We start from the raw sequence: 12,032 nt of genomic DNA, 5'->3' as shown, positions 1-12,032 counted from the left end.
GATGCGCCGCCGCGCCGGCACCTGCCACCATCGGTGCCGTGGCCGCTCCCGAGACCAGAACCACCGAACCCGCCCCGACCGAGGCGCCGGCCGGCGCGCCGCCCTACCGGCGGCTCTACCGCAGCCCGCACGGCCGGATCCTCGGCGGCGTCTGCCAGGGCCTGGCCACCCACCTCGGCGTGCCCGTCACCTGGGTGCGGCTGGCGTTCACCGTGCTGTTCTTCTCGCAGGGCATCGGCAGCCTGCTGTACGCCGCGTTCTGGGTCGTGGTGCCGCTCGGCATCAACCAGGCCGCCCCCGGTGCCGACCGCCCGGCCCGCCGCCACGCCGAGGCCGGCCCCGGCCGGTTCGGCCGGCTGCGCGAACTGCTGGAGCGCACCTTCCACGGCGACGACGGCGCCCCCGACACCGACGCCGCCGCCGTCCCGGGTGGTGTCGGTGTCGGGGGCCGCGGCCGGGCCGGCAGCATGGGCCAGCTGTTCGCGCTGATCGCGCTGGTCATCGGCGTGATGGCGCTGCTGTCCGCGCTCGGCATCCAGACCGCCAAGCCGTACGTGTGGCCGCTGCTCGCGGTCGGCATCGGCGTCGCGCTGGTCTGGCGGCAGGCCGACGACTCGCGCTGGCAGAGCTGGTTCGGCCTGGAGCCGGGCAGCCGCAAGGGCGCCTACCTGCGGGTGCTGGCCGGCGTGCTGCTGGTCGTGGCGGGCATCATCGGCTACTTCGTCACCCAGGGCGTCGGCTCGCCGCTCGCGCTGGTCGTCGAGTCCTCGCTGGCCGTGGTGGCCGGCGTGCTGGTCCTCGGCGGCCCGTCGATGCTGCGGATGTGGCAGGACCTCGGCGCCGAGCGCACCGCCCGGATCCGCGCCCAGGAACGCGCCGAGATCGCCGCGCACGTCCACGACTCGGTGCTGCACACCCTCACCCTGATCCAGCGCCGGGCCGAGGACCCCAAGGAGGTGCTCCGCCTCGCCCGCGCCCAGGAACGCGAACTGCGGCTGTGGCTCTACCGCCCCGAGGCCGCCGCCGAGGACGCCCCCGACACCCTCGCCGAGCACCTGCGGGCGATCGTCGCCGAGGTCGAGGACCGGCACGGCGTCCACCTCGAACTGGTCTGCGTCGGCGACTGCCCGATGGACGAGAAGATCGCCTCGCAGATGAAGGCGGCCAGGGAAGCCATGGTGAACGCCGCCAAGTACGGTGGCGGTGGACCGGTCCAGGTCTACGCGGAGGTGGAGGGGAGGACGGTGTCGGTGTTCGTCCGCGACCACGGCCCCGGCTTCGACCCCGACGACCTCCCCGAGGACCGCATGGGCGTACGCGAATCGATCATCGGCCGGATGCGGCGCAACGGCGGCACCGCGCGGGTGCGGCCCGCGCCGGACGGCGGGACCGAGGTCGAGCTGGAGATGGAGAGGGCGGCAGATGACTGACGCAGCGTCAGAGGCGGCACCCGGCAGGCGGGCCCGGGTCGTGCTGGTCGACGACCACCGGATGTTCCGCACCGGCGTGCGCGCCGAGATCGGGCGCACCGACGAGACCGGCATCGACGTGGTCGGCGAGGCCGACGACGTCGAATCCGCGGTCCGGGTGGTCGCCGAGACCAAGCCCGACGTGGTGCTCCTCGACGTCCACCTGCCCGGCGGCGGCGGCGTCGAAGTGCTGCGCCGCTCGGCCGGCGCCGACGGCGTGCGCTTCCTCGCGCTCTCCGTCTCGGACGCCGCCGAGGACGTCATCGGCGTGATCCGCGGCGGCGCCCGCGGCTACGTCACCAAGACCATCACCGGCACCGACCTGGTCAAGGCGATCTTCCGGATCGCCGACGGCGACGCGGTCTTCTCCCCCCGACTCGCCGGCTTCGTCCTCGACGCCTTCGCCGCCACCGACACCCCGCCCGTCGACGAGGACCTCGACCGGCTCACCCAGCGCGAGCGCGAGGTGCTGCGGCTGATCGCCCGCGGCTACGCCTACAAGGAGATCGCCAAGCAACTGTTCATCTCGGTCAAGACGGTCGAGAGCCACGTCTCGGCGGTGCTGCGCAAGCTCCAGCTCTCCAACCGGCACGAGCTGACCCGGTGGGCGACGGCGCGGCGGCTGGTCTGAGAGCCTCGGGGCCGGCGGGCCCGGTGGGTCCGGTGGGTCCGGGGGTGGGGGGCGTCGAGAGCCGCGTCTCGGCGGTGCTGCGCAAGCTCCAGCTCTCCAACCGGCACGAGCTGACCTGGTGGGCGACGGCGCGGCGGCTGGTCTGAGAGCCTCGGGGCCGGCGGGCCGGTAGGTCCGGGGGCGGCGGGTCCGGGGGTTGGGGCGGCGGGGGTCGGCGGGGAGGGTTCCGTCGGTTCGGGGTGCGGTTCTCGGCCCGAAGCAGCACGGGCTTTCCGGTGGGCTCCGGCGTGCAGCAGCTTGAGCCCGCCGTTCCCCGGGCCCCTGAATGGGGCCTCGCAGTGGCTTGAGCTCGTCGTTCGCCGGGCCCCTGGATGGGGCCTCGCAGTGGCTGGGGTTCGCCGTTCCCCGGCTGTGCCGTGGGGGAGGGGTTGGTCCGGTCGGGTGAATGGGCGGCGTGGCGTGCCGTCCGGGTGGGTGATGGGTGGTTTCGATGGGGGCGTGCTGCCTACGCGAACGCGCCGTCTTCCGGCCCGGCTTCTCGGCCGCGCCGGATGACCGTCGGTGCGGAGAGCGGTCCGGCCTCCCGTGAGGGTGCCGGGCCGGAGCCGGGGGCCGGGGCGCGGCGGGGGCGGCTGCGGGCGGCGGGGGCGCTGGCGTACCGGGTGGTGTGGCTGTGGCCCGCGCTGCTGACGCTGCTGTACTGCCTGCGCGGGATCGGGCGGCCGCTGCTCTGGGACGACGAGCTGGCGAGCTGGAACGCGGCGGCCCGCGCGCCGGGGCGGATCTTCCAGCTGCTGGCGAACCTGGACGCCGTCACCGGCGCCTACTACCTGCTGATCCACTACTGGTCCGAGGCGTTCGGGCACGCGCCGGGCGTGCTGCGGACGCCCTCCGCGCTGGCGATGGCCGGCGCCGCCGCCCTGGTCGCGCTGATCGGCCGCCGGCTGTTCGGCCCGGTCGCGGGTCTGGTCGCCGGGCTGCTGTTCGCGCTCGTCCCGGCGGTCTCCCGGTACGGGCAGGAGGTCCGCGGCTACGCGTTCGCGGTGCTGTTCGCCGCGCTCGCGACGCTGCTCCTGCTGCGCGCGCTGGACCGGCCCACCGGGGGGCGCTGGGCGGCGTACGGGGCGGCGCTGTTCGCCACCGGGCTGTTCCACGTGCTGGCGCTGGTGCTGCTGGCCCCGCACGCGGCGGTGGCCGGGTGGCGCTGGTGGACCGGCCGGGCGCGCGGCGTGCTGGTCGGCTACCCGCTGGCCGCGGCCGGCGCGCTGCTGCCGCTGGTGCCGCTGATCGTGCTCGGGCAGCGGCAGGTGGCCCGGCAGCTCGGCTGGCTGGCCCGGCCCGACCTGCCGTACGTCGCCGAGACGATGTGGCGGGGCCTGTACGGCTCGGCCTGGGTCAGCTTGTTGGTGGCGGCGTTCGCCGCGCTGCCGCTGGCCTGGCCGGCCGGGCGGCGGCCGGCCGGCGAGATCGGGCTGGTCGCGGTCCTGCCGGTGCCGCTGCTGTGGTGCGCCTCGCAGGGCGGCACCTCGTACTTCCTGGACCGCTACCTGCTCTTCACGCTGCCCGCCTGGGCGGTGCTGGCCGGGGCCGGGCTGGCCGCGCTGCGGCCCCGGTGGCTCGCGGCGGCGGGCCTGGCGGCGGTGCTGCTGCTCGGCGTGCAGGACCAGCGCGACATCCGCCAGCGCTACTCGCACACCCGGTGGGACGGCGCGGCCGCGGCCGCGCTGATCGCCGACGGCTACCGGCCGGGTGACGGCGTCGCGCCGCTGCGGTACGGGCGGGCGGTCTTCGCCGACGTCCCCACCGCGCTCGACGTCTACCTGCCCGAGCGGGTCCGGCTCGACGACGTCTTCGTCACCGAGTCCGCCGCCGACCGCGGCGACCTCTACCCGCTGCTGACCGACGACCCGGCCGCCGCCCTCGTCGGCGTCCCGCGGGTCTGGGTGGTCACCCCCGGCACCGGCGACCCGTACGCGGGCTTCGACCCGGCCGAGGCCGCCGCTCTCCGGGCGGCCTTCCCGAAGGCCGCCGTCACCCGGCTCAAGGGCGTCACCGTCACCCTGCTGGAGCGCTGACCGTGGCCCGCGTCCTGACCGGGCCGGGCCCCGAGCCCGCCGCCGCGCCCGGCCGCCGCCGCGCCCTCCGCCCGCCGCGCCGGGCCGCCCGCGCCGCGCTGCTCGGCTACGCGGCCGTCCGCGCGCTCGGCGTGCTGGTGGTCGTCCTGTGGGGCGCGCACCGCGACCCCGGCGGGCTGCGCCGGCTCGGCGGCATGTGGGACGCCTACTGGTACCGGCAGATCGCCCTGCACGGCTACGCGGGCACCGCGCCCGTCCCCGGCCCGTACGGCGCCTACGAGCCGTACGCGTTCTTCCCCGGCTACCCGCTGCCGGTGCGCCTGCTCGCGCTGCTGCTGCCGGTCGGCGCCGCGGCCCTCGCGGTGGCCTGGGCGGCGTCGCTGGCCGCGGCGTGGGGGATCTTCGCGGTCGCCGCCCGGCTGTACGGGGACCGGGTCGGGGTGCTGGCGGCCGTGCTGTGGGGCGTCCTGCCGTACGCCGTGGTGGAGAGCGCCGCCTACTCGGAGGCGCTGTTCACCGCCTTCGCGGCCTGGGCGGTGCACGCCGCGCTGCGCCGCCGCTGGGTCTGGGCCGGGGTGCTGACCGGCTGCGCCGGGCTGACCCGGCCGACCGGACCGGCCCTCGCGCTGGCCGTCTGCGCGGCCGCGCTGCTCGACCTGCTCCGGCACCGGAACCCGCGGGCCCTGGCCGGGGCGCTGCTCGCCCCGCTCGGCTCGGTCGGCTTCATCGCCTGGGTCGGCCGGCGCAAGGGCCGCTGGGACGGCTACTTCCGGGTCCAGGACGCCTGGCAGTCGCACTTCGACTTCGGCCGTTCCACGCTGGAGTCCTTCCGCCGGCTGCTGACCGTCGCCCAGCCGGTCTGGCTGGTCGACGCGGTCGCCGCCGCGACCCTGCTCGCCGCGGTGGTGCTGCTGGTGCTGTCGGCGGTCCAGCGCCAGCCGCCGGTGCTGCTGCTCTACAGCGCCGCGATGCTGGCGCTGGCCCTCGGCGACGCCGCCTACTTCAACTCCCGCTCCCGCTTCCTGCTGCCCGCCTTCGGCCTGCTGCTGCCGGTCGCCGCCGGCCTGGCCCGGGCCCGCGGCGCCGCGGTGCCCGCCGTGCTGCTCGGCGCGGCCGCGCTGGTCTCGGCGGCGTACGGCGGCTACGTCGCCTTCGTCTACCCCGACGCCCCGTAGCGGCCGCCCCGGGGTTCGCGGACGGGCCCGCGATGTCGGCGGCGGGCCATAGACTCGAAGGGCCATGAGTAGCCTCTTCGATGACCTCCCGCTCCCCGGCTTCGAGCGCCCCGCCGTCGGGTCGAGCCCCCGCCCCGCAGACCGGCAGTGGTCGGAGGAGGAGGCGCCGCCCCCGCCGGACGAGCCGTACGACGAGCCGTACGACGAGCCGTACGACGCCCCGTACGACGGCGCCCCGTACGACGGCGGGCACGGCGAGGAGGAGATCCCCGACGGGCTGTTCGCCACCGACCACGCCGCCGAGGCCGAGCGCGACGCCTGGCACCGCAACGGCGCGGCCCGCACCGTCGTCGACCCGGCGCAGCTGCTGGAGGGCATGAACGACCCGCAGCGCGAGGCCGTGCTGCACGCCGGCTCGCCGCTGCTGATCGTGGCCGGCGCCGGCTCCGGCAAGACCCGGGTGCTCACCCACCGGATCGCCCACCTGCTGGCCGCGCGCGGCGTGCAGCCCGGCGAGATCCTGGCGATCACCTTCACCAACAAGGCCGCCGGCGAGATGCGCGAGCGCGTCGAGGCGCTGGTCGGCCCGCGCGCCAAGGCGATGTGGGTCTCCACCTTCCACAGCGCGTGCGTGCGGATCCTGCGCCGCGAGGCCAAGCAGCTGGGCATGAACTCCAGCTTCTCGATCTACGACTCGGCCGACTCGCAGCGCCTGATGGCCCTGGTCTGCCGCGACCTGGACCTCGACCCCAAGCAGTTCCCGCCGAAGTCCTTCACCTCGAAGATCAGCAACCTGAAGAACGAGCTGATCGACGAGGAGACCTACGCCGACCAGGCGAGCAACCCGACCGAGAAGAAGCTCGCCGAGGCGTACTTCCTCTACCAGCGGCGGCTGCGCGAGGCCAACGCGCTCGACTTCGACGACATCATCATGGCCACCGTCAACCTGCTGCAGGCGTTCCCGGCCGTCGCCGAGCACTACCGGCGCCGGTTCCGGCACATCCTGGTCGACGAGTACCAGGACACCAACCACGCCCAGTACACGCTGGTCCGCGAGCTCTCCGGCGGCTCCGCCGGGCAGGCCCCCCGGATGACCGCCGACGGCGAGTACGTCAACCCCGCCGAGGCGCAGCTCGCCCAGCTGCCGCCCGCCGAGCTGTGCGTGGTCGGCGACGCCGACCAGTCGATCTACGCCTTCCGCGGCGCGACGATCCGCAACATCCTCCAGTTCGAGGAGGACTACCCGAACGCGACGACGATCCTGCTGGAGCAGAACTACCGCTCCACCCAGACCATCCTCACCGCCGCGAACTCGGTCATCGAACGCAACACCAACCGCCGCAAGAAGAACCTCTGGACCGCCGGCGACCAGGGCGAGCAGGTCGTCGGCTACGTCGCCGACGACGAGCACGGCGAGGCCCAGTTCATCGCCGAGGAGATCGACCGCCTCACCGACGGCGGCCACGCCCGGCCCGGCGACGTCGCGATCTTCTACCGCACCAACGCGCAGTCCCGGGTCTTCGAGGAGGTGTTCATCCGGGTCGGCCTGCCCTACAAGGTCGTCGGCGGCGTCCGCTTCTACGAGCGCAAGGAGGTCAAGGACGTCCTGGCCTACCTGCGGGTGCTCTCCAACCCGGAGGACACCGTCCCGCTGCGCCGGATCCTGAACGTCCCCAAGCGCGGCATCGGCGAACGCGCCGAGGCGATGATCGACGCCCTCGCCTCCCGCGAGCGGATCTCCTTCGCCGCCGCGCTGCGCCGGGTCGACGAGGCGTACGGGATGGCCGCGCGCTCCGCCAACGCCGTGAAGAAGTTCAACGAGCTGCTGGCCGGGCTGCGCCAGGTCGTCGAGTCCGGCGCCGGGCCGGCCGCCGTGCTGGAGGCCGTCCTGGAGGAGACCGGCTACCTCGCCGAACTGCAGTCCTCCACCGACCCGCAGGACGAGACCCGGGTGGAGAACCTCCAGGAGCTCGCCTCGGTCGCCCTCGAGTACGAGAAGGACCCCGGCGAGCGCCCCGAGGGCGACGAGGGGCCGCCGGTCGGCTCGCTCGCCGACTTCCTGGAGCGGGTCGCGCTGGTCGCCGACTCCGACCAGATCCCGGACGACGAGGACGGCAGCGGTGTCATCACGATGATGACCCTGCACACCGCCAAGGGCCTGGAGTTCCCGGTCGTCTTCCTCACCGGCATGGAGGACGGGATCTTCCCGCACATGCGGGCCCTCGACAAGGTCAAGGAGCTGGAGGAGGAGCGCCGGCTCGCCTACGTCGGCCTCACCCGCGCCCGGCAGCGCCTCTACCTGACCCGCTCGGTGCTGCGCAGCGCCTGGGGGCAGCCCTCCTACAACCCGGCCTCGCGCTTCCTGGAGGAGATCCCCGAGAAGCTGATCGAGTGGAAGCGGACCGGCGCCGCGGCGGTGCCGGTCTCCCGCGGCTACTCGTCCTCGTTCTCGTCCGCCGGGTCGGGCTCGGGCTCCGCGCGGAACTCCGGGTACTCGGCGGCGGCCTCGCCGAAGGCCGGCTGGGGCAAGTCCGCGCGGACGGTCACCGACCGGGAGGTCGTCGCGCTTGCCGTCGGCGACCGGGTCAGCCACGACAGCTTCGGCCTCGGCACCGTCGTCGCCACCCAGGGCGTCGGCGACAAGGCCCGCGCCACCGTCGACTTCGGCTCCGCCGGGCGCAAGGAGCTGCTGCTGCGCTACGCCCCCGTCGAGAAGCTCTGACGGCGGCCCGCGCGTTGTGATTTTGCCCTCTCTCGACAGTCGGGGAGGGTGGCGGCCCCGCCGGGCGGCTACCCTCCCCTCAGATCTGTTAAAAGTGGTTAACACCGCAGCCCGCGACCAGGTCGGCCGGGTGGTGGACAACGTGGTCCAGGAGGCAGTCATGGTGGTGTCGGGGCCGATCCGAGTCGTGGTCGCCAAGCCCGGGCTCGACGGGCACGACCGGGGCGCCAAGGTCATCGCGCGGGCCCTGCGCGACGCCGGCATGGAGGTCATCTACACCGGCCTCCACCAGACCCCCGAGCAGATCGTCGACACGGCGATCCAGGAGGACGCGGACGGCATCGGCCTGTCCATCCTCTCGGGCGCGCACATGACCCTCTGCGCCAAGGTCATCGAACTCCTCAAGGAGCGCGACGCCGCCGACATCAAGGTCTTCTGCGGCGGGATCATCCCGGACGCGGACATCACCGAGCTGAAGGCCCTCGGCGTCGCCGACATCTTCACGCCGGGGACGTCCACCCAGGACGTGGTGAGCTGGGTCGAGAGCAACCTGCGCACCGCCAGCTGAGGCGCGCCGCCGGGGGCCCGGCGGGAGCGGAACCGTCCGCCCCCGCCGGGCCCCCGCGCGTCCGCTCAGGCCAGCTCGGCGAGCATCGCCTGGCGGAAGCGGAGCGTTCCGGCGAGCCGGGTGAAGGTGTCGGACCAGGCGGTGTCCGGCGAGGTGTCGGCGGCCAGCGCCTCGACGGCGGGGGCGGTCTCGGGGGCGAGGGCGCGCTCGGTCATGCCGAGGACGCCGCTGTGGCTCCACGGGTAGGAGCCGAGCTCGGCGGCGCGCTTGAGCGCGGCGACGACGGCGGTGGAGAGCGGCGGCGTCCAGGGCGTGGCGCAGGCGCCGAGCAGTTGGAAGGCGTCGCCGAGGCCGTGGGTCTGGACGAACGCGGCCGTCCAGGCGGCCCGTTCGGCGGGCGGCAGGACGGCCAGCAGCTTGGCCGGGGCGCCCGGGGTGCGGGTCTCGCGCCCCGGCCGGGGCGGGGCGCCGAGCAGGGCGCGGGCCCAGGCGGCGTCCTGCTGGCGGACGGCGGCGCGGGCCCAGCCCTCGCGCAGGTCCTCGGCCCACTCGGCGCCGTCGCCGTCCGGCGAGTCGACCGTGGGCAGGGCGAGCAGCCGCTCGGGGGTCAGGCCGGTGTCGGCGGTCCACAGCGCGAGCGGGGCCGCGGCCACCACCTCGCCGAACCACCAGGCCCGCTCGCCGCGCCCGGTGGGCGACTTGGGCGGTATGCCGTCGCGCTGCATGGCGGCGTCGCAGGCGGTCGGCGGGGTGACGCGCAGCCGGTCGCCGTCGGGGCGGACGGCGGCGCGGGCGCGGGCCGCCATCCGGGCGGCGAGGGCGGAGCCGGGCAGGGTGGAGAGGAGTTCGGCGGCGGTGGCCCGGACGTTCTTGGAGCGGTCGGAGAGCGCCGCCTCCAGGAAGTCCTCGTCCGCCGGGGAGAGCCCGTCCTGCAGCGAGTCGAGGAACAGCACCCGGTCCTCGGCCCGCTCGGTGCTCCAGGTGGAGGCGAGCAGCGCCAGGCCGGCCGCCGGGTCGGTCCGCCGGAGCCGGCCCAGGTGGGTCACGCGCTCCGCGAACAGGCCCTCCTGCCAAAGGAGTTCACCGGGCTGGTCGAGCAGTTCGCGGTCGTCCGCGGTGCGCGTGACGTACTTCCAGTCCGGGTTGTGCGCGGCCAGCCAGCGGCCGAGCGGGCCGGCCAGCGCGACCGCGTCGGCCCGCAGCTCGGAGCGGGCCCGGGCGGTGTCCAGCAGCGCCGGGACGAGGGCGGGCGGCAGCCGGTAGCCCCGGCCGCGGGCGGTGGCCAGCCACTGCGGGAGCAGCTCGGCCAGGTTCGCGGTGCTGCCCTGGCCGCCGCGGGTGCCGAGCAGGACGGCCAGCCGGCGGGCCGCGTTCTCGGGCAGCGCGGGGCGCGGGTCGGCCGGGGCGGGCGCGGGCGCCTCGACGGCCGGGGCGGGCAGCGCGCCCGCCCGGCGGCGGACGGTGGCGACGGCGGCCAGGTCGAGCAGCGCGGCGGCCGGATCGGTGCGGTCCAGGCCGGCCGCCAGCGGGCCGTCCGGCTCGGGCAGCGGGCGGCGGTCGGTGCCGAGCAGGGCGGCGCCCTGCAGGTCGGCCCAGCCGTCGGCGGGGGCGAGCGCGGGCGCGGTCATGCCCGGTCTCCGTTCGGCCGGTGGGCGGCGGTGCGGTGGCGGCGGCCCCAGCCGCTGGCCAGGGCGGCCCGGCGGGCGGCGTGGTGCAGGGTGATGCGGCGGACGGCGGCGCGCGGCCGGATGCGGGTCATGGTGTTTCCTCCGGTTGACGGCGTGTCAGGGGCGCCGGGGAGCGTCCTGGACCGTCGGATGGTGCGGGCGGTGCGGGCAGGGAGCGGGCGGCGCCCCCGGGGCGTCAACGAGGACGGCCCGGCGGGCGGTGTGCGGCCGGACGCGGGGCGGGACGGCCACCGGGTTGACGCGGCGGGCCGGTGGGTCGGTGGGTCGGCGGATTCGGCTGGTCAGGCGGGCTGGTGGTCAGGCGGGCTGACGGGCTGGTGGGCGGGCTGACGGGTCGGCGGGTCAGCCGAGCGCGACGGCCCGGTGGTCGGCGTCCCAGGCGGTGACGGGGGCGAAGCCGCGGTGGCCGCACTCGCCGAACAGGGTGACGGGGTGGCCGGCCGAGACCGCGGCGAGCCGCCACAGGGCCGGCTCGGGCAGCGCGCCGCGGCGCACCGGGAGGGTGTGGGTGCCGTCGGTGAGCTGCCAGCCGTCCGGCGTGCGGACCGGGACGACGTCGGCCAGCACGGTCGGCCAGCCGTCCAGCCACGGGTCCTCGGCGACGGCGGCGCCGTACTCGGCCAGCGCCCCGGCGGGCGTCAGGCCGGCCGGCGCGACGGCCGGGGCGGGCTCCGGGGCGCCGTAGCGGGTGCCCAGGACGGCCCGCAGCGGGCGGGCGCCCGGGTGGTAGGCCAGGTCGGCCTCCAGCAGGCGGCCGGTGGGCAGCGCGAGGTCGGGGGCCTGGCCGGGGCGGCCGAAGGCGAGCAGCAGGGCGTGCCGTCCGGTCTTCGCGCCGCGCAGCCAGACCCGGCGGGTGGTCAGCCGGTCGTCCGCGGTGTCCCGGCTGCCCAGGACGTGCCAGCGGTCCCGGACGGTCGGGCCGGCCAGCAGCTCGGCGGTGTCGGTGGTGAAGCCGACCCGGGTGCGGACGGTCGCCGCGAGGGCCTCGGGCAGGGTGTCGATCCGGCCGTAGGCGCCGGCCAGCAGGTGCAGCATCGCGTACTCCTCCAGCAGTTCGTCCTGCGGGGCCTCGGCCAGCGTCCGGACCCGGGCGGCCAGGCCGGGGGCCTGGGCGTCGACCATGCGGGCGGCGACCTCCTCCCAGGCGCCGTCCGGCGCCGGGTCGGCCAGGCCGCGGCGCACGCCGTCGGCCAGCCGCAGCCGCAGCTCGCGGGCGCCGCCCGCGACCCGGGCGGCGCGCTTCGCGGCCCGCTTCCGGGCCGCCTCCGGATCGGCCTCGGCGGCCCGCGCCCGCTGCTTGGCGGCCTGGTCGGCGGCGCTCCGGCTCCGGCCGTCCAGCCACTCGCCGACCCAGTCCGGCGGGGTGGCGCCGGCGGCGACCGCCTCCGGGCCGGAGGCCCACAGCAGGAGCAGCCCGAGGGCGTGCTTGCACGGGAACTTCCGGCTCGGGCAACTGCACTTGTACGCGGGCGTCCCGAGCTCCACCGCCGTCCGGTACGGGGTGGAGCCGCTGCCCTTGCACAGGCCCCACAGCGCGCCCCGCCCGGTGCCGGTCGCCGACCAGGGGGCCGGGCCGGAGAGCTTGCCCGCAGCCTTCAGGGAAGCCGGATCGGGCGCCAGCGAAAGGACGTGTTCGGTGCTCCAGCGTTCCTCCATGGCCACGACGCTAGGAGGCGGCACTGACAGTCGGCGGACCGTCGGGCC

General features: G+C 76.1%; 9 protein-coding genes. 6 read left to right on the top strand and 3 right to left on the bottom strand.

Annotation, left to right across the window (positions count from 1 at the left end):
- Positions 1-38: 38 nt before the first annotated feature.
- The 6 genes from KSE_RS15240 (at position 39) to KSE_RS15215 (ending at position 8,640) form a co-directional block, all read left to right on the top strand.
- Positions 39-1,430 (top strand): ATP-binding protein, encoded by a 1,392-nt coding sequence (locus KSE_RS15240; RefSeq protein ID WP_014136212.1) that lies wholly within the window; start codon positions 39-41, stop codon positions 1,428-1,430.
- Positions 1,423-2,100: a LuxR C-terminal-related transcriptional regulator gene (locus tag KSE_RS15235; RefSeq protein WP_014136211.1), complete on the top strand. Its 678-nt coding sequence runs from the start codon at positions 1,423-1,425 to the stop codon at positions 2,098-2,100. Before KSE_RS15240 ends, KSE_RS15235 begins: the two co-directional genes overlap by 8 nt.
- 551 nt (positions 2,101-2,651) lie before the next feature.
- Entirely contained in the window at positions 2,652-4,175 is a 1,524-nt protein-coding gene (locus KSE_RS15230; RefSeq protein ID WP_158413056.1) for a glycosyltransferase family 39 protein, read from the top strand.
- 2 nt (positions 4,176-4,177) lie between these two features.
- Positions 4,178-5,350 carry a glycosyltransferase family 39 protein gene (locus KSE_RS15225; protein WP_014136208.1) on the top strand — a complete coding sequence of 391 codons (1,173 nt, stop codon included), beginning with the start codon at positions 4,178-4,180 and terminating at the stop codon, positions 5,348-5,350.
- A 64-nt stretch (positions 5,351-5,414) separates the two neighbouring features.
- Complete coding sequence (gene pcrA, locus KSE_RS15220; protein ID WP_014136207.1) at positions 5,415-8,072, top strand: DNA helicase PcrA; 2,658 nt, start codon at positions 5,415-5,417, stop codon at positions 8,070-8,072.
- A 160-nt stretch (positions 8,073-8,232) separates the two neighbouring features.
- Positions 8,233-8,640: a cobalamin B12-binding domain-containing protein gene (locus tag KSE_RS15215; RefSeq protein WP_014136206.1), complete on the top strand. Its 408-nt coding sequence runs from the start codon at positions 8,233-8,235 to the stop codon at positions 8,638-8,640.
- A 65-nt stretch (positions 8,641-8,705) separates the two neighbouring features.
- Here the strand turns inward: KSE_RS15215 and KSE_RS15210 are convergent, their stop codons facing one another.
- The 3 genes from KSE_RS15210 to KSE_RS15205 form a co-directional block, all read right to left on the bottom strand.
- A complete protein-coding gene (locus KSE_RS15210) occupies positions 8,706-10,268 on the bottom strand; it encodes a DUF5691 domain-containing protein (RefSeq protein ID WP_014136205.1) in 1,563 nt (520 codons plus the stop codon).
- The gene (locus tag KSE_RS45830; protein WP_255518954.1) at positions 10,265-10,399 is read right to left on the bottom strand and encodes a hypothetical protein; all 135 of its coding nucleotides are present in this window, start codon (positions 10,397-10,399) and stop codon (positions 10,265-10,267) included. The genes KSE_RS15210 and KSE_RS45830 overlap by 4 nt, the downstream gene beginning before the upstream one ends.
- A gap of 271 nt (positions 10,400-10,670) precedes the next feature.
- The gene (locus KSE_RS15205; protein WP_014136203.1) at positions 10,671-11,984 is read right to left on the bottom strand and encodes an SWIM zinc finger family protein; all 1,314 of its coding nucleotides are present in this window, start codon (positions 11,982-11,984) and stop codon (positions 10,671-10,673) included.
- Positions 11,985-12,032: the final 48 nt, after the last annotated feature.

The organism is Kitasatospora setae KM-6054, from assembly GCF_000269985.1.
GTDB classification, from domain to species: Bacteria; Actinomycetota; Actinomycetes; order Streptomycetales; family Streptomycetaceae; genus Kitasatospora; species Kitasatospora setae.
This window is presented reverse-complemented; position numbering and strand designations above follow the sequence as displayed.